The sequence below is a fragment of the Vallitalea sediminicola genome (assembly GCF_054408565.1).
The window spans coordinates 66,368-88,227 of record NZ_BTPT01000007.1 but is presented as its reverse complement, the minus strand read 5'-3'; the positions used below and the strand labels follow the sequence as shown (position 1 = coordinate 88,227).

The 21,860-nt window shown below is 31.2% G+C and carries 26 protein-coding genes; 2 read left to right on the top strand and 24 right to left on the bottom strand.

Translation table 11 applies throughout. The features are described 5' to 3' along the window. Positions 1–6 precede the first annotated feature (6 nt). The 17 genes from ACX6CF_RS03035 to loaP all read right to left on the bottom strand — a co-directional run bounded on the left by ACX6CF_RS03035 (position 7) and on the right by loaP (position 13,937). Positions 7–1,020 (bottom strand): hypothetical protein, encoded by a 1,014-nt coding sequence (locus ACX6CF_RS03035; protein ID WP_458783820.1) that lies wholly within the window; start codon positions 1,018–1,020, stop codon positions 7–9. Further along, positions 1,010–1,273, bottom strand: a complete 264-nt coding sequence (locus ACX6CF_RS03030) for a phosphopantetheine-binding protein (protein WP_458783819.1) — start codon at positions 1,271–1,273, stop codon at positions 1,010–1,012. The genes ACX6CF_RS03035 and ACX6CF_RS03030 overlap by 11 nt, the downstream gene beginning before the upstream one ends. Before the next feature lie 10 nt (positions 1,274–1,283). Further along, on the bottom strand, positions 1,284–1,970 hold the full coding sequence (locus ACX6CF_RS03025; protein ID WP_458783818.1) for a hypothetical protein: 687 nt from the start codon (positions 1,968–1,970) through the stop codon (positions 1,284–1,286). A 15-nt stretch (positions 1,971–1,985) separates the two neighbouring features. Then, positions 1,986–3,143, bottom strand: coding sequence for an NAD(P)/FAD-dependent oxidoreductase (locus ACX6CF_RS03020; protein WP_458783817.1), 1,158 nt, complete (start codon positions 3,141–3,143; stop codon positions 1,986–1,988). 30 nt (positions 3,144–3,173) lie between these two features. Next, positions 3,174–4,100: a hypothetical protein gene (locus tag ACX6CF_RS03015; protein ID WP_458783816.1), complete on the bottom strand. Its 927-nt coding sequence runs from the start codon at positions 4,098–4,100 to the stop codon at positions 3,174–3,176. Further along, the gene (locus ACX6CF_RS03010) at positions 4,097–4,354 is read right to left on the bottom strand and encodes a phosphopantetheine-binding protein (RefSeq protein ID WP_458783815.1); all 258 of its coding nucleotides are present in this window, start codon (positions 4,352–4,354) and stop codon (positions 4,097–4,099) included. The genes ACX6CF_RS03015 and ACX6CF_RS03010 overlap by 4 nt, the downstream gene beginning before the upstream one ends. A 44-nt stretch (positions 4,355–4,398) precedes the next feature. Next, the gene (locus ACX6CF_RS03005) at positions 4,399–6,075 is read right to left on the bottom strand and encodes a hypothetical protein (RefSeq protein WP_458783814.1); all 1,677 of its coding nucleotides are present in this window, start codon (positions 6,073–6,075) and stop codon (positions 4,399–4,401) included. Further along, on the bottom strand, positions 6,072–6,542 hold the full coding sequence (locus ACX6CF_RS03000; protein WP_458783813.1) for an acyl carrier protein: 471 nt from the start codon (positions 6,540–6,542) through the stop codon (positions 6,072–6,074). The genes ACX6CF_RS03005 and ACX6CF_RS03000 overlap by 4 nt, the downstream gene beginning before the upstream one ends. Positions 6,543–6,554: 12 nt before the next feature. Continuing rightward, positions 6,555–7,430: an NAD-dependent epimerase/dehydratase family protein gene (locus ACX6CF_RS02995; protein WP_458783812.1), complete on the bottom strand. Its 876-nt coding sequence runs from the start codon at positions 7,428–7,430 to the stop codon at positions 6,555–6,557. 15 nt (positions 7,431–7,445) lie between these two features. Next, positions 7,446–8,861: a class I adenylate-forming enzyme family protein gene (locus ACX6CF_RS02990; protein ID WP_458783811.1), complete on the bottom strand. Its 1,416-nt coding sequence runs from the start codon at positions 8,859–8,861 to the stop codon at positions 7,446–7,448. Positions 8,862–8,919: 58 nt separating this feature from the next. After that, positions 8,920–9,549 (bottom strand): hypothetical protein, encoded by a 630-nt coding sequence (locus ACX6CF_RS02985; RefSeq protein ID WP_458783810.1) that lies wholly within the window; start codon positions 9,547–9,549, stop codon positions 8,920–8,922. 11 nt (positions 9,550–9,560) lie between these two features. Next, a complete protein-coding gene (locus ACX6CF_RS02980; protein ID WP_458783809.1) occupies positions 9,561–10,253 on the bottom strand; it encodes a hypothetical protein in 693 nt (230 codons plus the stop codon). Continuing rightward, the gene (locus ACX6CF_RS02975) at positions 10,244–11,236 is read right to left on the bottom strand and encodes an electron transfer flavoprotein subunit alpha/FixB family protein (RefSeq protein ID WP_458783808.1); all 993 of its coding nucleotides are present in this window, start codon (positions 11,234–11,236) and stop codon (positions 10,244–10,246) included. The genes ACX6CF_RS02980 and ACX6CF_RS02975 overlap by 10 nt, the downstream gene beginning before the upstream one ends. After that, complete coding sequence (locus ACX6CF_RS02970; protein ID WP_458783807.1) at positions 11,233–12,012, bottom strand: electron transfer flavoprotein subunit beta/FixA family protein; 780 nt, start codon at positions 12,010–12,012, stop codon at positions 11,233–11,235. Before ACX6CF_RS02970 ends, ACX6CF_RS02975 begins: the two co-directional genes overlap by 4 nt. A 12-nt stretch (positions 12,013–12,024) precedes the next feature. Then, entirely contained in the window at positions 12,025–12,996 is a 972-nt protein-coding gene (locus ACX6CF_RS02965) for a hypothetical protein (protein ID WP_458783806.1), read from the bottom strand. A 50-nt stretch (positions 12,997–13,046) separates the two neighbouring features. After that, a complete protein-coding gene (locus ACX6CF_RS02960; protein ID WP_458783805.1) occupies positions 13,047–13,220 on the bottom strand; it encodes a hypothetical protein in 174 nt (57 codons plus the stop codon). A 150-nt stretch (positions 13,221–13,370) separates the two neighbouring features. Next, positions 13,371–13,937, bottom strand: a complete 567-nt coding sequence (gene loaP, locus ACX6CF_RS02955; protein WP_458783804.1) for an antiterminator LoaP — start codon at positions 13,935–13,937, stop codon at positions 13,371–13,373. A gap of 371 nt (positions 13,938–14,308) precedes the next feature. On the opposite strand from loaP, the gene ACX6CF_RS02950 reads away from it, so the two are divergent. Next, on the top strand, positions 14,309–14,674 hold the full coding sequence (locus tag ACX6CF_RS02950) for a helix-turn-helix domain-containing protein (protein ID WP_458783803.1): 366 nt from the start codon (positions 14,309–14,311) through the stop codon (positions 14,672–14,674). A gap of 776 nt (positions 14,675–15,450) precedes the next feature. Here the strand turns inward: ACX6CF_RS02950 and ACX6CF_RS02945 are convergent. The 3 genes from ACX6CF_RS02945 to ACX6CF_RS02935 all read right to left on the bottom strand — a co-directional run bounded on the left by ACX6CF_RS02945 (position 15,451) and on the right by ACX6CF_RS02935 (position 17,537). Continuing rightward, positions 15,451–16,194, bottom strand: coding sequence for a GNAT family N-acetyltransferase (locus ACX6CF_RS02945; RefSeq protein ID WP_458783802.1), 744 nt, complete (start codon positions 16,192–16,194; stop codon positions 15,451–15,453). Between the two features lie 324 nt (positions 16,195–16,518). Further along, positions 16,519–16,866, bottom strand: a complete 348-nt coding sequence (locus tag ACX6CF_RS02940; protein ID WP_458783801.1) for a TIGR04076 family protein — start codon at positions 16,864–16,866, stop codon at positions 16,519–16,521. Positions 16,867–17,405: 539 nt separating this feature from the next. Continuing rightward, a complete protein-coding gene (locus tag ACX6CF_RS02935; protein ID WP_458783800.1) occupies positions 17,406–17,537 on the bottom strand; it encodes a hypothetical protein in 132 nt (43 codons plus the stop codon). A gap of 140 nt (positions 17,538–17,677) precedes the next feature. On the opposite strand from ACX6CF_RS02935, the gene ACX6CF_RS02930 reads away from it, so the two are divergent. Further along, complete coding sequence (locus tag ACX6CF_RS02930; RefSeq protein WP_458783799.1) at positions 17,678–18,067, top strand: SatD family protein; 390 nt, start codon at positions 17,678–17,680, stop codon at positions 18,065–18,067. 37 nt (positions 18,068–18,104) lie between these two features. On the opposite strand, the gene ACX6CF_RS02925 is transcribed toward ACX6CF_RS02930, so the two are convergent. From ACX6CF_RS02925 to rlmD, 4 genes are all read right to left on the bottom strand, one after another. Next, a complete protein-coding gene (locus tag ACX6CF_RS02925; protein WP_458783798.1) occupies positions 18,105–18,923 on the bottom strand; it encodes a DUF3307 domain-containing protein in 819 nt (272 codons plus the stop codon). Continuing rightward, the gene (locus ACX6CF_RS02920) at positions 18,923–19,780 is read right to left on the bottom strand and encodes a SatD family protein (RefSeq protein ID WP_458783797.1); all 858 of its coding nucleotides are present in this window, start codon (positions 19,778–19,780) and stop codon (positions 18,923–18,925) included. The genes ACX6CF_RS02925 and ACX6CF_RS02920 overlap by 1 nt, the downstream gene beginning before the upstream one ends. Before the next feature lie 203 nt (positions 19,781–19,983). Beyond that, a complete protein-coding gene (locus ACX6CF_RS02915) occupies positions 19,984–20,166 on the bottom strand; it encodes a TnpV protein (protein ID WP_458783796.1) in 183 nt (60 codons plus the stop codon). A gap of 244 nt (positions 20,167–20,410) precedes the next feature. Next, positions 20,411–21,796, bottom strand: a complete 1,386-nt coding sequence (gene rlmD, locus ACX6CF_RS02910) for a 23S rRNA (uracil(1939)-C(5))-methyltransferase RlmD (protein ID WP_458783795.1) — start codon at positions 21,794–21,796, stop codon at positions 20,411–20,413. Positions 21,797–21,860: the final 64 nt, after the last annotated feature.

Below are 21,860 nucleotides of genomic sequence, written 5' to 3'. Positions count from 1 at the left end.
TTACATCTACTTTTCTATCTTATAACTACTTTTATGTACTAAAGATAGTATACATCTCGTAACATCCTCTTCATTATTTGCAATATCTAATAATTGTTCAGCTGCCTTTTTCATATAATAAGTGGTTTGATCAGAATAAAATCCCTTAACAAAAAAAACAATGACCAGTCTCCATTGTTCCGTAATTGACTCTATTTTTGATTGTATTAATAACATAATATCTCTGTACTCAATAAATATATCCGATAGATAATAAAACAGATCCCCTAAGTTCTTTCTACCAAATTCAATTGATTTTAATCCAATCATAAAATCTGAATGGTCCAAATCACGATAACGTTGTTTTTCTGTTTCTAAAAAGGTTATATTTGTCACATCTTCTGCAAACAACCGTATACAATCGCAATTATCCAATTTATGATTATCTGTTAAGCCATTCGTAATCTGAGATAGAATATTAGGTAAACTCAAATTTTTTTTGGAATTTATTGATTTAAATATCAATATGTCTGTATATAATAGTAAATCTTCAAAAGGCAATTTAACTGGTTTATCAGATAAATATCCATCTATACATAATAGATATTTTTGATTAATATCAATATCTATAACTAAAAATGCATGTAACTTATTGACCTTTTTATAGTATTGATCATGCCAAGGTACATAATATGTATTTGAAATTATAGCGACAGGATGATTTTTTTCTATACTATCTTCTATATAATTTATTAACTCCAATTTGGGTAAACTTGATATAAAATCTATGTGTAATCCAACAAAATCTTGTAAGTAATTTAATTCAGTCAAAAAATCCTTAATATTTGTAGGATAATTACAGCTGGTTCGTATCCGTTTCAAAACCCCTTCTCCCTTTACTATCTTTGGAGAATAAGTAAAATTCAAACCTTTAGTATGCATAAAAATATGCCTTTTTTCAAAGTAGTCAGCTACACTTACAATAATATCATCAATACATAAATACCCTTTTTTATGGTATGGTTGTATATCAATTGCCATGAGAATCCCCACCTGATAAATAATCTATTATTTTATCCATAAACTCCCCTATATTCTTAAACTCAGCTGTATAGTATTTATCATCTATTTCAACTTCAAACTGAATTTCAATCTCAACCATAATTCTAACAAAGCACAGTGAACTAACGCCGATATCTTCAAAAGTACCTTCTAAATTTATATGCTCACGTTTATCAACATTGTCTTTAATTATGGTATCTATTTTTTCTCTAATTGAATTATTGTTTAACATAATATCCTCCCTATATCTTAAGATTTTCTGGCAATTCGCCGTACCTTGCCCCAAGAAAACCAGCAGAAAAATGAGGCATCCAGCCATGTACATTAAACTTTTTATTTCTATCAAATCCAGCAATTAGCATTCCAGATCGATCATATCTCCCCTTGCTTATCCAGATCCAATACTGGGAATCAGGCATTTTATTGAAAATGTACCTATATCGGGCAATGAATACTAAGTATATTTCCAGACTAAACAATACCTTTTTTCCCTCACGGAATCGTCTGGCTATATCAACGCCGCATTCACGAATAAAATCAGGAGAAGCACTTGCCTTGGTTTTAAACCATAAATCATTCTTTTCGGTGCTTTCTTCAGCCAAAACATCATCAAGAGCCCAACTTTCTATTCTAAATAATTTTCCCAACTGCTTTTTTGTTACATTTTTGGGAACACAAAGAATCATTTCACCGTTCTTGTTTGCTGCGTCAATCTCTTCCCTTGTAAATGGACAGTCGTCAAGAGAAAGTACTTCCCCCGTAATATCATTCATTCCCATCCCAATATACCAATTTTCCATTTCCTTTTTTAGTAGAACAGGGTCATTGACGTCTACCTGATGTTCATTAACAAATGACCATATCTGCTTTCTGTCAACTTTGTTTTGGTCAATAAGCTGTTTAATTAATTGTGTATAAATTTTATTCATTTCTTCTCCTCCATTTTATACTTTATATCTTGTCTTAACAGCTACGGCATTATTAAATCTATTTAATGACAGGCTTGAAAAATCAACATCTATGAACTTTCCTGTTATCATATTACTGAGTAAATAGCCACATGCTAATCCTTGCATAACACCGTGTCCGTTAAAACCAGCTATACAATACATTCCCGAAGGACCATATGGACCAACTATGGGGAGATCATCAATTGTTGTTTCATAGAAACCAGCCCACCTAGAAATAAGATGTTTATCATAAAGGTCTGGTACTCTTTCTACAGCCTTTTTACAATGTAGGATTTCCCAGTCCAGATCAACTTCGGGAAATGATGTATTCATTTTTTGATAAGGTCTATTATAGCCAGACAACAGACCACCTGATTCCCAATGAAACCCTATACCTTCATCCCCGAATATAATAACTGGCATATCCTTCTTTACCCAAGATACCGGCTCAGTTACCCATATTTGCTGAAGTGACGGTTCTATTGGAATAGTTATACCAATCATATCTCCAATTTGCTTAGCCCATGGACCTGCCGCATTAACGACAATTGAAGTATTTATTTCCCCTTCATCCAATATAACCTTACTAATTTTTCCGTTTTTTGCTTCTATGTTACAGACCGTTTTATTACACAAAATCTTTACATCCCGTTTATGAAGCTCTCTTTTTAATAACCCCAACAACATTGCCACATTTAACAAACCATCATCACGGCAATAAGTAGTCAGCAAAACATCATCAACACATATATTGCCAAACATAGATGCCGTATCTTTGGAAGAAAGAATCTCTGCATTGACTGCCACTTCCCGTTGCATCTTCACAGCTTGTTCTGCTTGCTTTACAGAATCTTCCTTTGTAAAAGCAAATGCATATCCACAAGGATTAAATGAAATACTGCACTTGCTTTCCTTTTCTAATTCATTAATCATTTTTCTATTAAGCATAGATAGTAAAGTATTAATATTAGATGAAAATTGCTGCCTTATTCCGCCGGCACAGCGCATTGTTGTATAGCCACCAATATAGCTTTCACGTTCGATTATGCAAATTTTCAATCCTAGCTTTGACAGATAATAAGCTGTACTTAACCCCATGATTCCTGCGCCAATGATGACAGCATCAACATCATCAATTATCTTATTTTCCATTGACAAACTCCTTTTTCTCTTCTACAAAACTTATGTACCTATCGTATATGCGTAAAGTATACTTAATTTTTTTCTCTCCAACTTTTCTATTTTTTTAAGACTGGCTATTATTCTTAATCCTATGGTATCAGATTGTTTTATCATTGAGAGTTTTACAACATATGTCCTCACTAAATACCAGGTCATAAATATGTCTGCTGAAATGGAGGATAAATGCTTATTACAAAAAACCTTATCATATATGTATCTTTCAACCTTAACTTGGTTGCATATATCATTTAGATTTTTTAACCATTCCTTTTTCTCCGTAACCTCATTTTGGGATAGATAGCAGATATAATTATGTAGATTTGCTATAGATTGCTCTGCTAATTGTACACTCATATGTATGTATATATCTTTGTAAGGAATTTCTAAGTTGCATTTACTTTTTTTTAGTATATATTTATGTAGAGTTTCCGTTTGAAAGTGGGATTTTTCATAATCTACATATCGCATTTTCATATTTTTATAGGATACAGTTGTACGATATCTTGATTCAACCACCGAAAGTAATTCATTCCTGTTATCCATGTTATAAATTAGTGTATAATGTGGTAAATGTTCTTTATTGTAAATATCTAATCTAAGGGGATTATAATAATCGTCAAGTAGTGCAACAATGATATTACCACGTTTTAACACTCTATCATGCTCTTCTTTCCAGTTTCGTATATCGTCTTTTTCCTTATATACTTCCATGCCAAGCGCTAGAGCCAATTCATCTATAGGAAACATTATTATACTTCGCCCCTCAAGCTGTTCACCCTCTAATGCGTAGAAAAAAATCCTATGCAACGTCAACATAGGATAATTAAGCTTATAATGTCTTGCCGCACATAAAAGTGAATTCATAAAACAGTCGTGAGTATAGATATCATTGAATGGTTCAACACTTCTTCTTATTTCTGCTTTCATCTATCATTACTCTCATTTATTAGCGTCATTAATCCTTCAAAAAGTGTCTTAGGAGAAAAAAATAAATCAGGCTTGATAAGACTAACCGGAAAGTCAACATTAAATTCCTCTTCTATAAGTATCATTATTTCAATAACCATAAATGAATTTATACCTAGATCCACCATGGCAACATCCAATTGTTCCTCAGTAAATTCTTGTGTGGTGTAATGTTTGAAAATGTTTATGTACTTTGTCAAATAATTATTATCCATATATTTCCTCCTATTATCTTTAATATAATTACGAATGACTAATACTATAAGATTTCCTGTTTTGTTATTTCTCCAATAATTTCCTTGAACCATGCTTGATTATCACGATTTTTGTTTCGGTTTGGATAATAACTATTCATATTATTAAAAGAGAGAATGATTTCTCCTTCTATTAATTTGGTTTTCTTTTGAAGGCAGACATTATATATCACCCATTCATGGTATTTATTGAAACGGTAAACAACATATTCATATTTCTTAGTAAAGACAACACATCCCTGTCCATTCAAAAATTTTTTGAACGCTGCAAATATAAATACTGCAAGATCTTTTTCCCCACCTGTTTGGTGACGGATACATTGATCTGAAGTCATAATTCTATCAGCCTCAGGAAAAATAGACTTATTTCCCATTTGATTTATGTAGCCATATACCTCCTCCTCTCTTTTGAAAAAGATATTACCCCAATCACTTTGTACGCTCCAGTAGACATATGTTTCTGGCTTTGAAACATACAGTGTTTGATTCGCATATTTTACCCACGGATATATACTGCTATTAATCCCATTGCCAACACGAAAAACACTCCCCCTAAAGTCATCAGTAGAAAGCTCTGGGACCACTGGCATCATTTCGCTTTCCCTACCTGTCAAACTATATAAAGGTAAGAAAGTATTTTCTGCAATATAGTTATATGTCTTAATGAGTTCAGTGCTTATCTCAGCAAAATTTCTTTTAAAATCAATAAACCATTCTGCTCCAAAAACCCTGTTTATTTTTCCAGAGGGATAAATTGTTCTTTTCCTACAAAGTGTTAAATTATCATGACTGATAAAAAATAGTTTTTGCTCATCACTTTGGACAATTAGATAATCCTGATTGATAATACGGAATTGAACCAATTGAGACACTTCAAACCCACACCAGCGCAGTAGTGAATATAGTGTCGACATAAAAAAGTTACAACTTACTGCAATTCTCTTTCCCTCATCTTTACCTGTCATAATTTCCTCTAATCCATACCAAGGTGCTAAATATTTACTCGCCCATGTATTGTCACGATCAGGTCGTGTTATTTGTAAACGGAATTTATCCCTGAGAAGATTATAAATGCTTCTTAATTTCTGCTCCGAATTTTCATGGGGAAGATTTAACTGACGGCATATGTTTGGTATTACGCCAGACATCATACACGTCATTATACTTGCACATTCTAACTGTATATGGGCTTCCCTGAATCGAACGTTGCGGGTTATGACACGTGCCAATTGACGATGCGGCAAATCAACAGTTTTAATAATCTCCTCTCCTAATAATGAATTTTTCCACCATGCTTCATTTTTTTGGGAATCCACATGCCAGCACAAATCATTTCTTTCAGTTAATAAGTGATAGTGTTCAATACCCACAATTTTGAATACTTTATTTTCATTGTCTGCTTTTACTTTTATTAGCAAATCAGCTGAGTAGTCCTCATATCCCTGATATTGAGCTTTTACCCTGCACTTACATTCAGAATGACTCATATCATATGTATCATCAAGAATAATTTCACATTTTTTCACTTCATGTATCATGAAATAATCCTCAAACCATTTATTTATCGACTGTCGTGCAACATCATCTTCTATCATTATTAATTGCTGCCATGCATGTTTATCTGCAGATATGATGCAGTTTTTTAGCCTATCTTTCACTTCATGAAAATCACAATTCATCATACTATACTAACCTCTTGGAAGGTGTTGAGAAAGGATAAAGGTAAATTAACGATATCAGCCGCATTAATATCATGGTTAATATTGATCTTAAAACACTTTTCAATTTCAGCAATAATGATAGATATATTTTGATGATCAATATTCATTTTTTCAATCAAATGCTCTTTAACAATTTCACTTTCATTAATGTGTATGTTCAGTACATTTTCATAAATATTTTTTAATGCATAACGTTGATAATAATTAAAGAAAGAGAACGGTGAATCTATTATTATTATAGCTAACTCATCGTCTTCAATAATGAGATCAAAGTTTTTTTCAATTTCAACAATTAGCTGCAATGCTGTCAGAGAATCAATATTAAAATTCTTTATTAAGTTTTTATTGAAAAAGTCATGTTCGTTGATTCGAATATCCAAAACATGCTTATAAATATTCAATAATTTAATAGCAACACTTTTAAACATATTCCTTGCCTCCTAACATTGATTTTCATATAAATATTTTAATCCATCTCTATATGTAGGAAAAAAGAACTCATATTTTAAATTATTTTTAATTAAACGATTATCCATAGCGATATTTAACATCCTAAGTCCATGAATGCTTAGCATTATCCGTTCGTTAAACTCCATAACTGGTTTCAAATGAATACATTTTGTTTTACTTAATTCTTCAACATATTGATAGTATTCAATTTGACGTATTGGCAAATCATCACATATATTAAAAATTCCTTGAGGGAAGTTATGAATACAGTTAGTCAATATATGGATTAAATCTTTAATATGTAATTTTGATGTATAATTCATGCCATCTCCTAATAAGGTAATTCCCTTTGAACAAACATTAAAAGGATTCGCTTCACTGTCTCCATATACTTCTCCTATGCGAAATATTGCATAGTTCTTACATGATTTCATGACTGCTTTTTCCATTTCGATGGTGATTTTCCCAAAAGGATTGTTCGTCAGTAATGTAGTATCCTCTAAATTAGCCTTAAATGTATCTGTATAAACTGCACTGTTGCTGGCCAAAACCATAGCAGCCCTTGGGTTATGGGATAAGAATCCAAGAAGATTAATTGTTCCCTGCACATATAAGTTATATGTATTTCTATAGGTGGAATGAATTCCTGCCAGATGATACACGAAATCTATATCATCTGGCATCTCATGTAGACTAGACGGATCAGCCAAATCGCCATAATAAGGTATCAGACCTAAATCAATTAAACAATCTGCTCTTTCTCTTTCTGACGGTCTGATAAGTCCACTGACTTTATAGCCATTCATCAACAAATGTCTGCACAATCTACTTCCAATATATCCTGTACAACCTGTTATAAGAATCATTTCTACGCCCCTCTTCTAAATACGCCTTCTTTTCTTTCCATATCTTCCTACATCAATATTATCTACAAACAGAACTTTTTTGGGTACTTTATAGCTTGGCAGCGCCACCTGGCAACAACTGATAATATCTCTTTCACTTAAGGAACCCCTTTCCTTCGTTAGAACTTTGACCCCTAACATATCATTGTCTGCTCTATTGCGGTACTTATATGCTACAACATCCTTAACTGCTTCATGTCTCATAATTACCTGTTCTATCTCCAAAGGGTTGACCAGATGTCCAGCAATGTTTATAGTTTCCGAGATACGTCCCTTTATTTCCAAATATCCATTTTCATGAATAAGTCCAATATCTCCCGTTTTAATCCATTCATTACAGAAAACTTCATTATTTAATGCTTCATTTAAATAATATCTTGAAGATACCATATCTCCTTTTACAATGATTTCTCCTAAGCCTTCCTCATTAATATCAATCAGTGATACCTCACAGCCGTTAAGTGGTTTGCCCACAAATTTTCTTAAACTGGCTATATCGTTTGAATCATTATATGCTATCGTTCCAGCTTCAGATGAACAGTATATTGAGTGCAAACCTTTCTTTGATTTCTTATAAAAATTCAAGAAATTTTCTTCACTTAAATAAGCTGAACTGGTAAGACAAAGTCTCACATTTTTCCAAGTGTCTTCTGTACACAATCCACTGGCAGTTATAAGCTTATAGTAAAATGGTACGGCAAAAAAGACGGTAACCCCTTGCTCAATAATATGCCTTAGCACGCTACTCGGTACTGTGGAATCTGAAACAACAATTCTGGTTCCAGTTAATAATGCCGGCAACAGCACTGTATTAAGTGCTGCTGGTAACATTAATGAAATAGGAGTATATATAACATCATTTTCAGATAATTTCAAAGTATCAGCAAGGACAATAATATTGTTTGCCATATTTTCTTTACTGAACATAACACATTTTGGTAGCCCCGTTGTACCTGAGGTATAAAGCATTTGCATAATACTATCTTGAATATATTCTTCTTCATAAGTTGTCCGATAAAATGTATATCTGAGTGACAGGGGTATAGTTTTTTGAAATTCATCTGAATAGAGTGCTTGTGAAGAAATAACTGCATGGGCTTTACTGCTATGAATTACTTTTGGAATGATATCCTGATTAGTAGAAACATCCATGGGTATCATAATACAATCTAATTCACATAAGGCAAAATAAAGCCCCACGAAATCTATTGTTTTTTTCAAACAAACAATAATTTTGTATCTTGGGGAAATCCCGCAACATTGCAATACCAATTTCCACCTATCTATATTTTTTTTTATGTCAATATATGAATATGTCCTCTCATTTACTGTAAGGATTTCATGATCAGGTTTTTCATTTATATGCCTGTATAAAGCTTGTAGTAATCTCATATTTCATTCTCCTTAAATGCGAAACACACTTTTTTTCACATAACAATATTCCTTTATACTACCAATCAAATATCACTTCCCCACTTACACCTGCTCTACGAAAATAATCAATATTTTCTTGATGGACATGGGGTAATAAAATCTCTTCTACTCCTATCACACCATTTTTAAGCAGAGTTTCAGCCTGAACAAGAGAGTCATAATTATCCAGGCGTATTCTTCCTTCAATTATTGATTCCCATGACACAGGGTTGAGCAAATCAATATTTAATCCCTCTTCTGATTGATTGACCTCTTCATATTCCCACACCTGTAATAGTATCCTTTCTACTATTCCATGAATTTTTTCCATATAAACAGACATGTCCAACATCAAGATTTGTTTTGTGAATTCAAGAGCCCAACTGATGATAGGTATCAATAATCCGCTCTCAATATCCATGTCAATTGTTGTATATATTGTATAACTGTCATTATTTTCTTGGTTGTTTATGATGGGAGAGGTAACCACTATTTGCTCTTTCCTTAAATTCAAGAATGGGATTTCTTCCTTAACCACAGCAACAGAAAACAAACAATTCAATCCTTTATAAAGAATTGTATCATTAAAAAAGTTATAATTTAGGTCAGTTGCTAATGTCATGAGATTGTTTAATTGCTTACTATTAATTATTTTTTTCATACGCATCTCAATTCCCTCTAATGATGATCTACGATATATATGTATCTTCCACCAACTTTCGGTGAATGAAAATTCGGCATCCAGGCATGGGCACAAAATTGAAAATTAGAATCTATTCCTGCAATCAATACACCCTTTCCTTCATATCTGGTATTCGGTAACCATGTCTTATATGAATTATCAGGATACTCTCCAGTCACATATTTCATTCTGGCCAGGAAAACCATATATCTTTCTATGCTCATATTTAGCTTGTCGTCGTCTTTAAACCGTTTTGCTATTTGACGTGATATTTGATCAGTAAATTCTGGTTCAAAGCTTTTCTTTGTGGAAAACCAAAAATCCTCATGTTCTGTTTTTAATGTCACCAGAGGATCGTGAAATACCCAGCAATCTAAATGGAACAACTTCCCAAGTGTAGCTGCATCAATACCACCAGGTAAACATAACAACATCTGACCACTATTTTCAACTTCTTTTATCTCATCTTCGGTGAAATAAGGAAGATTCAGATGAAAAGGTACACCTGTCAGTGTTTCAATGCCCATGTTTTTATACCATGTTTCCATTTCATCCCTTACTTTTTCAGGCTTAGTTAGTGTTTCGTCATTTTGTAAAGTATGTAATAAATCACTTTTTACAACAATACCATCTTTTATTAACTGCATAACTAAGTTAATTCCTTTTTTTTCATCTATTATCAAGTACATTTACCTCCTAAATAATTAATCATGTAATGTGCTACTTCAAACAAATCGCCAATAATACCATAATCTGAATATTGGAATATAGCTGCATATGGATCATTATTGACAGCAATTATCTGTTTCACGTGTTCAACCCCCAGAATATGTTGTGGGGAACCCGAAATTCCAAAAGCAATATACATATCCGCATAAATTTGCATACCTGTTGATCCAATTTGATAACTTTGAGGAATAATTTGCCTATTTACAAGTTCCCGAGTCCCACCAATTGCAGCATGATCTAACATTGTTGCTAATTTTTTAAATAAGGCTAAATCTGATTTATCATTTATTCCATTACCTAGTCCAATAACAATCTTCGACTTATTAGAGCCTATGGTTTCAACTTTTTTCATCATCTCTATTTTAATGTTATTGTTCTCAGATAAGATTATTTGGGTAGTTATATTATGAATTTCAGGACAAGTGAGATTACCTTCTAAACTGTATGCTTCTTCATCATCTAATATAGTTGCCATTAGTGGTTTGGATCTGTGGACAGCAATTTGTGCATAAATATTATTTGAATAAACCATTCTAATCATATTGATACGCCCAGAAACTTCATCAAATTTAAAATTTGTACAAGCAGCACATAACCCGGTATTCAGAATATAAGCAACTTGAGGAAATAGTATTTTATAGCCCGAACTATTCGTTGCCCAAGCGATATCCGGATTGATTTTTTTAATAAAATTCGCTAGGTTATTTATCTCATCTTTACTGAATAAAAATTTGTTTCTTGCATGAAGTGTTACATAATAAATAACATCTATTTCTATCGTTTTCAAATAGCCAAAAAATTTTTCATCATTTTGATTAAGTATAATGGCAATAATCCTATATCCGTATTGCTTTTTTAGTATTTGAGCCATATATAATATTTTTCGGGAATTTGATGTGAGTATTCCATCTTTATGTTCAATAAATATACATACTTTTTTCATAATCTCTCACCAAACAAAGTTTTCATTAGCACCTTCATCTTTTTTTCTTCAAAAACTATACTCTCAAAATTTCTTTTGGTAACTGAAGGCTTATTATAGAGAGAAACCACTTTTGTGAATGATCCTTTATGTCCCACATTTTCATCCGATAACTCTAGATCTCCCCAGGTTATTATCTCAACATCCTTTGACTCAGAATCTATAATATTCTTTATCACAGGTGAATTAACATAATTATCAGGACCTTGCGTTACAGTGATCAGTAATCTTTCCTCTACTATTTTTCTAATCCATGCTGAATCCATTTCACAAGTTATCTCAAAATATTTATCCTTATGTGAAACGTTTACTATACTTGTATATGAATTAATCCCCAATGCCATAGCTAAGGAATGAGGAACCTGACCCGTTTCGCTATCTAAGGATTTATCGCCACAGATAATTAAACGATAGTCTGGCAAAAGCTTTTTTATCATATTTCCCAACGCATAGGATGTGGCATAAGTATCCGATCCCGATAGGTTTGGACTTGTCAATAAAAAGGCCTTGTCCACCCCATAAGCATATAATTGTCTAACCAATGATGTAACACGGGATGGACCCATAGATATGGTGATAACTTTAAACCCATATAATTTCTTTAACTTAATCGCCCATGACAACGCCGCTAGATCTGAAGGATTATGAAACATATCATTTGCTCCACTGTAGGCTGATGTCATTCTTTTTTCCAGATTGTAATTTTTTACTTGTTTCACACATACAATAATATACATTTTTCCTCTCTTTCAAACAGATTTCAACTCTTCTAATTTATCTTTACAGCAAGATACTATTTTTCGCCTTATTTTTTCTTCTTTTATATTTATACTGCGTAATAAATTCACAGTATTTTCTATACGCTCTTTTTTTCTAGAAAGAATACTTTTAACATATAATCCCTTAAATGAATCCCAACTACTTCTTACATCAATCAGCTCCAATATAATTGAAGAAAATACATCTGTTTTATACTTTTGATTAAAATATTCTAAGCCTCTTATAAAATTATGTCTACTATTACACACTTCTGTAACATACAATAAAAAGTATGATTTTGATATATTCATTGATATAGTACTGATATTATCAGTATTCCAGCAGTGTAGCATATAATCTCCAATCAGGTTTATATCATCTGATTTGTTAGGATTATTGTCCTGAAAAACATCCAAAAAGTAGATAAGAGCGTTTTCTAAATCTCTCTCCACCACTTTATCTTGACTGAGCAATATAAGCTTATAGTATTTATCAAATAAATACTGTATATCAATTCTACAAATATCCTCTACATGAAAAGTACCATCACTACATAATAATTCGTTATTATCTTCATCTATATCACAAATTAAAAAGCAATGAGGGCGTATTTGAGAATATTTATTCCATGGAACATAATTTGAATCTATTGTTACTACTATTGGATTTTTCTTCTCCAGTTCTTCAATTATGGTTTTTTTGAATATCTTTATATCATTAAATTGGCATAGATTTAATGACACACCACAAAAATCATGCCATATTTTACCCCTGTCAAATCTGTTACCTACACTAAAGCATATCTTTTCAAAAGTGTCTGGATGATTTCTTTCACTAATAAAATTGAATTCTGTCCAAAATATAGGCAGGTAATCTACATACCAATATTCACTTACTGGGCCTACTATATTGTTCTGATAACAGTCAAATTTTCCATAAAACCTGGGTTTAATATCAACCAAATCAATCACCTACCCAATTATTATCTTAGTTGTTTCAACTGTATTTAATTTTATTTATTACTAATTTTATCTATTATATATTCAACAAATGAAGATGTTGTTGGAAATTTGTAAGCAGATAGCTTATTATTATCAAATTGAAAATCAAATCTTTCTTCTAATTCAAGAATCATTTTAACAAAAACAATTGACTCTGTTAAATTGAAGTCTTGACCACTATCCACGTCAATATAATTACTTATAATAGCTAATATTCTTTCGTAAAGGATCTTGTCTTCTTTTATAATTATTCCCCCCCTATTACATTCTTCGGTATTAATATTCCATATTTTCGAGGATAAGCATACATCTGGGTTTGCATTAAATATTTTTGATTATGGCAGTTTTTTAAGAATATCAAGCCCAACAGTAATTGGAACACACCTTCCCATAAAATCCACCTCAATTATAGCTTTTCGTCTGGAGCGGTTAATTTTCTTAATTATATTTTCTTTTCCTTTTAAAGGACCTTGTATTACCGTAGTCTTATCCCCCTGTATCAAACCTGTTGAAGCTTCAATACAACTTTCTTTATTATAAAAACTTGATAATAAAGATTTTTCACATTTCCTCATAGCGTAATCACAAGAGTCTCCGTATTTTAATAGCTTTAATGGAGCCTCATGATTATTAATAAATTTATTTATCATTCCAACAAGTACCACACTACCATAATTGCTCTCAATAAAAATATATCCTGGGAACATAATCTTATTTTCCTTTTGAATGCATTTGTTCGCATACTTATGGAATATTTCTATCTTTGGTATGAATGGCACGACCTGTTCTTTGTCAAAATACGTTTTAAGTTGATTTAATACTCTATTTTCGTATCCTACCTTTACAAAAAGAACATACCAATACTTTTCAACATTTTCTTTTTTTTCTTCAGATTTATTCACTGATATAGCTTCGCCCTTTCACACTTTTTCATTTTACTGAAATCACGCTACCATTAATTTACCCTATGATCCTATCCTTTCCTCAACGCGCCAGGCACCGATTAAGTTGAGATAGTACTTTCACATTTATTCTCAATTTCAATACTAATGTTACAATATTTACACTTTTATTTGAATATGCTAAAGTATGAAAATTATGTTTGTTATAGCTATTAAAAAGTATATGGTATATTATAGCTATTAAAAAAGAAGCTATAGCTTATTTTAAACTTTTGATAAAGTTGCTATTCTAATATTGATAAGTGCCAAATTTTACAGTTTTGTTAATTCTAGCATTTCAAAAATGTTAGCATGTAAATAATTGGAAAGGAGTGCTGAGTCTAATCAGCAAAAATTTAATGAAATTAAATAATTTTAATGTTAATGTTGGTAATCGTATACGTAATCAGAGAGAAAAACTTGGTTATTCAAGAGAAAAGCTTGCTGAACTTGCAGGTATGAGCGATGGCTACCTCGGTGAAATTGAAAGGGGTACAAAAGGAATATCCTCTTCTTTTCTATACAACATTTCTGCTTCTCTTGGTGTTACTATGGATTTTCTTGTTTCCAGTGAACAAGATAACAATATCTTTATACCAAAAGATTTTGAAACAATAATAAATTTTTTACAGATTAGTGAGAAAACAGATTTGGTATTAATTGAAAAAATAGTTAGAGCAATTGTAATTGATGATTAAATTTTTTTAATAAAAACCGTATAAGAAAATAAAATTCATTCCATGTACTGTTTGCTTATAATTTTATTTTTTACATAGGATAAGCTATAATTTATAAAAGGGTTGCCGAGCCACAAGTCCAACTAAGAAATGTCAAAAGTTGATACAAAAAAAACAAACCATTATTTGAACGTGGATAGAAATAACTCTATGTGATCTTATTAGACTCTGTATGATAGAGAACATAGGGTTCACTGGATTCTACTGGAGTAATGTCCGTAAAGGCTTTGTATCACGAAGTATCATTTAGATGATGTTGCAGAGCTTGTTCTAGACCATAATTTTTTTCTATGTCTGAAAATGTGTTAGCTTCGATTCCTTGAATTGAATTAAATATGTAATTTTTTTCTGTCAACCAACCTTTTATAATGTCGAATTACTTCTTTGTTAATACTAATATCCGAATAGTCGATTCTTATACTGTTTTATTAATTTTGCATGCTAACTGTGGCACTTTCAAAATGACTTTTTATGTGAATTCTGCTAAAGCATATTTTCCAACTCACTACATTTGGAAAAGATACATCAGTATTTGCTGCTATATATAAAACAGGGATTGAAAGCTTTTTACTATGCTCTCAGTCCAGTTATTATCATAGAAGATTAGTATTTACAGACTTTTCTTCACACACTTAAAAAAACAGATGTATGGTCGGTGTAAATCCGACCTACTCTGCCTCAAATATTAAGTTAAAATAAACTAACTTGACAAAAAATCAAACTTTTGTTACAGCCCCTCACTTTTTAAGTATTCTCCTTAAGGAGGCAACATCTAACAAATTCACTGTCTCAAATTTTCCTTTATAAAACACACCCCAGTTATTGAAAACACAAGGTAATTCCTTTGCTTTTTCTAGCGTATCCACTTGGATTAAAGATAAAGGAACGTCATTAATTTCACAATACTGTTTTATCAACTCAATCCTTTCATAGACAAAGGGGCATTGCATATCATAATAAATTGTTAGCTCTTTACTTTTAATTTCTTCTTTTTTAGCATTTTCTGCAAACTTTGGCCTTGTTCCGTCAAAAGAAAGAGCAAGCAATTCATATCCATTATCGGTCCAATCAACAACCTCAAAGCCGAACTTCTTCGCAAATAATTGGTTAGAAAGCCAAGCTTTTTGCCTTTTTGATCCAATCATAGAAATACCAGATTTACCCTTTTCTTTGGCATCATCTATGCAATACTCCATCAGTGATTTTCCATACCCTTTTCCTTTTTGACTACTCCATAAACAATACAAATAGTAATAATTGTCACCAGTTATGGGAACCCAAGCTGTTTCAAGAGGAGCATATTCAATAAAAACTGGTGCCTTTACATTTAACTTTCTAAAGACATGACCTTCCTTTAGTCGGTCTGAAAGCCATTGTCGCTTTGTTTCAATACCTTGATGGGGCTTTCTACTGCGAATAATGCAGCATAAATGCTCATTACCAAGGTTTTCTGTTGTTAGGTTCACAAAATCAGTAGTCATATTCACCCTCCCTTTACATTAACATCTATTTATTGATTATGCTTTTATAATCTTTAACATAAACGTTTTTCGCGGTTGTTCTAATGTTGTTCGATCTAAAAAAGACTTATTATGTTTTTGATTTAATTTTGTCAAATATAATTCAAGTTATTCTAAATTATCTTTTATTATAACTTATTTGGGTCCAATGTCAAGTATCTGTTTTATGCTAAGATAAAGAACCTATGTCATATAATTGACTACATTCAGCCATATTATTTAACATAGGTTCTTTTTATTTATTACTATTTTTATTAAAGGCTCTATTTTAATCAGTACTGATAATTAATCAAAAAACTTCCCCTTATAAAAATTCTCATTGCCTAGTTTCTTCGCTGTCACCCTGAATATGACACAACCATCTGGGCATACAATGTCCTTGCTATATTTACCATTACCTCCAATGTTCTCTAGATCTCCGCCACTTCTGACCGACTCCATGATTGGGAACATAATCATCATAACCTTGGAACAGATACCCTGCCCATCCGAATTTACTGGACAGCCATAGGTGCAGGTATACTTATCCCCCACTTCCTCGCCGTTTCGGCAGTACCTCTCTGTATGGTCACTACGAAGAAAACCAGTTACCTCAATTTCAAATTCGTACTCCTCATCATACCATTTTTTCATAATTAATCTCCAAATTTCAATTTAGCTAGTAGCTTAATAAACAACTCACCCTGATAATAATACGATTGTTCAATCCTTTATCTTATTATACATAATTCATGGATTACAAATCCAGTCATTATGTAAATAAAATTAAATTTACACAAATAAGGATTTTCTTATTCATAAATACTTCTCCTAAAATTGATTATATTTACATTATAACCCATTTTAATAAAAGTAACACAACTCTACATTCATTTATAACAGAGCTTTATTAAAAAGAAGATGGATGGAAAAAGACATAAGCTCCGCTAATTCAAGTTGGGTATCTAATTCCTCCACTGTACGAATCCTTCTCCTCTTGGTAAGACATCTTGATTGTGAGGACAATAATTTTTTGTTCTTTGTTTTTCTTACCCTTTATTGCTTTTTTTTGAACCATCTATATCCTGTGATATGCCTGTCTTAAATACAAAGGTTAATAGATGAGGATTCTTTCCTTTAAATAGCTTTCTGAATGCCTTGATTCTTTCTGTTATAGCTTATTCTTTATCTCTTTATAGTACTTGCTTTTCATTGTAGATGTCTCTGTCTATTGCTCCATTTATATGTAAGTCTACTAGCTTTTTAATCTTTGCTTCTAGTTGTTGTAGTTTTTTATTATCTTGCATATTTAAAGAATCAATCATTCTTTTTACCGTTGCTTCATAAATATCATATTCTTTACTTTTTTAAACCATTATCTTATGCTACTGTTTAAATATCAATATTTTTGTATATACTCTAACTATATTATATTTAAATTTACTAGTATTAGGCGGTGTTTATAATGATATATCAAGTCATGATATTTGATATAAAAAATTCCAGACTATTAGCTAATAGAGAATACATACAACATAAGCTAATTGCTGCTATAAAAGAAGTAAATGAAGAGTACCGTGATATCATTGTTAGTAATTTCATTATAACTATTGGTGATGAATGGCAAGGATTATTGAAGTACCCCTTCCATTACCAAAAAATCATTGATTTTTTTAACAAAAAGTTAAACTGTCTTGATATTTATTGTGGGATAGGGATAGGTAGCATTAGCATTCATGATTTTGAATTAACTGTTAATCAGTTAGATGGTACAGCATTTTATCTAGCTAGAGAAGCTATAATAAATGCTAAACAAAGAAACTTATCTCTCATCATATTAAAAGATTGGATTTAATTATCAACATTCCTCAAATAATATATATAATATAAGCCTAAATTATTTTATATAGTATATAGTAAGTAGAAAATGTATAAGCTACACTGAATAATGTTCCCAAAAGATAATATTCAGAAAATATTTTATTGTCCAACATTTTAAATCTTGCTAATGACTTTACAGCAATAATAAATCCTATTGCTGATAATTGATTATTGTATATAAAAACGGTTATAAGTATTCTTTCTAAAATTCCAATCCATTTACCTGTTTTCACTTCATCAATAAACTTATCCTCACCTTTTGCAAGACCTACCTTTAGCTTTGTATTCAAAATATCACTATAATTATTAACTTTAACATATATCAAATTAAATATTAAAGGTATTAAATATACTCCTGAAAATGCTATATATGCTATTATAAATATTATTTTAAAATCAGATTGAGTAAAAGGACTATGATTATTTATAGCTTTCAATAATATTTCATTTAGTATATTAAAATGCAATGTTACATTATTAGTGATTAATAAAATAGTTATAATATGAAATAATTGATCAGATAAAAATAGTACTATTTCTACTTTGGCATTTAACTCATCATTATTCTTATTCTTTATATAATTTTGAATAAATTCTTTTAAACAATCTATACATAGGTGAATCATTGTAATTGCTAAGATTAATCCAATTAATTTGGGAATGTTGTTCAATTTTACACATATTATCATTAACATTGAAGTAACAAGAAATCCAACACCATGGTATAAATATCCTTTTAACTTCATTTGAGACTTAAGCTTAACAACATCATTTGTTTGAATAACAAAATCAGATATGGTATGTGAAATTAACATTAATATTGTAAACATTATATAATTAATCTCCTCTTCTTCATGATCTCAACTATTGCTTCAAGAGATTTCATTATTTCTTCTATATTCGATACATATAACCTATCATAATAACTGGTTTTGCTAATATTTAATTCTTCTATAGCAATATCGAAAGTTTTTTTTGATATTTCAAATTTAATTGCATCCCATTGTTTATCCGTGATTCTTCTTATGACTTTATTAGTTAAAGATAATATGTTATTGCAAAGTTTATCGGGATAATTATGTTCACTTACAATTAATCCATCATAGTCTTTACTATTTTTTAATTTAGTCAGACAATCTCTTGCATTCCAAAAAATTGGTCCGTTCATTTCCCACGAGTTCCTTTTTAATTCACCTTCAATCATACCAAAGCTTACTCCATATCGCACTTTCATTGGACGTAAATAACACAATGCACTCATCAATATATAAATTATTTCATTGTTAAACCGACATATGATTTGAATTTCATCACCTTGTGAGATAAAAAATTCTCTTTCATAGTTATAACTATGCTTAATCGCCAAATTCAAATCTTTTACTTTCTTATTTAGCTCTATATTAAATTTGTTATAACTCATTTCTGAAGATTTTATAATATCCATTGTTATAACAACATATTCTGTCGCAAGAGTTTTTTCAGAATCTTCTAAAACATATTGTCCTCTAGATACATTTCTAATGACTTTGCTATTTTTTAATTTATATATGAGCCAACTCACAGTATTTCTCTTTATTTCTCCATAGACATCTTTATAGAAATCATTAAAATCATCAACACTAATAGTATCATATGACTCAAACTTTTTTTTAAGTTCGTCAATATGCACATTCTTAATATCGCTCAATATTTCTCACATCCTTTCTAAGAGTATAGTAACATAATCTCTTATTTTTTACAAGGTTTTTCCGGGTCCTAACCCGGACCAAGGTTTTTCCGGGTCCTAACCCGGACCAAGGTTTTTTCAAGTCGCCAATTATTTAAATTATTATACTAATTCTAAAAATGAGTAGTCAATTTTAAATTGACTACTCATTTTATTATTTATCTTTAGATATAAATCAATTCTCTATACATATTAGGCTTATGCTCTTTAAGATACTTAAGTCTCATTCGCCCATATTTCCCAAGCGGTCTTTCATCATCCTTCACATCATTTGAAATCTGACTCTTAGGATATAATATCCTATCAACCTCTTCATACTCCAATTCTACAGGCTTAAACTTGCTCATCTGAAAGCACCTCCATCATTATCCTAGCACCAATTTTAAAGTCTAAACTCTTTACTTCTTGGTAAAACATCCTTATATCCACTCACGCCCTACCTTAGTTCAGTACTGACTGAACATATCTAGTCAGTACCTATTTTGATAGCAATACGCACTGTAATTTCTCTATTAAAGTTCTTATTTCTGAAATTCGCTATGTCAGTACTAAATGTACAATAATCGCAGAAGTGTGTAAATTCCTTGATTACTAGGAGTCTTGACGATAGAGTACTGTCACTGTCTCGACGTGCACGGTTTGAGGAAACATATCCACAGGCTGAATTTCCTCAACCTCATAACCACCTTCACCAAGTATCTTAATATCCCTAGCCATAGTAGCAGGATCACAAGATACATATATAACTTTATCCGGTTTCATCTTTACGATAGTCTCCAGCAGCTCTCTATCACACCCTTTTCTAGGTGGATCCACAACTATTACATCTGCCCTAATTCCATCGTCAAATTTTTCTGCAATTACCATTTCTGCTTTACCTACAAAAAATTCCGTATTATCAATGTTATTAAGTACCGCATTCTCTTTAGCATCCTCTATCGCTTCTGGAAGAATCTCTACTCCCATAACTTTTTTACACTCATCAGCTAAGAATAATGATATAGTACCAATACCACAATAAGCATCCCAGATTGTTTCATCCCCAGTTAAATCTGCAAACTCAAGTACCTTATTGTATAATTTTTCAGTCTGCACCGGATTTACTTGATAAAAAGATAGAGGTGAAATATTATATGATACTTTTCCAATAGCATCAGTTATATATGGTTTACCCCATAATATCTTTATCTTATTTCCCATGATAACATTAGTTTTTTCTTTATTAACACTAATAAATATACTAGCCACATTTTCTATTTCTCTAAGATTATTAATTAGTTCGTCACTATTAGGTAATTTGTTACCATTAATTACAACCCCTACCATAATCTCTTTCGTATGAAGACTAACTCTAGTTACAACATGTCTAACAATACCTTTATGGCTTACCTCATTATAAGGTTTTATATTATTATTCAACATATAATTTTTTACAACATCAATAATATCTTTATTCACTGGCTGTTGAATATAGCATTTATCTGTAGTTATTATATTATGACTTCTCATAGCATAGAATCCAATATTAATAGCTCCATCTCCCATGCTACCTACTGGAAATTGCACCTTATTTCTATAGAAATAAGGCTTTTCCATACCTATCACTTTGTTAACTTTTATATCAGTTGTACCACCAATTCTCTCAATAATATCTTGTACTTTTTTCTGTTTATAGTTCAATTGACCTTCATAAGACAAGTGCTGTAACTGACATCCACCACATCGTTTGGCTATGTCACATATAGGATCAATTCGATGAACTGAAGGTTCTAATATATCAATTAATTTTCCAAACCCAAAATTCTTTTTAGTCTTAATGACTTTCACTTTAATTTTCTCTTGTGGCAACGCTCCATCAACAAATAGAGTATATCCATCAATCTTTCCTATACCTTCACCATTTACACCTAGATCATCTATTGTCATTTCATAATATTCATTCTTAACTACTGGTAACTCAATATTTTTTGACTTCATATTCTTCATCCTCTATATATTAATATAAAAAGGGCATTCTCATAATACAATAATACGCTAATCC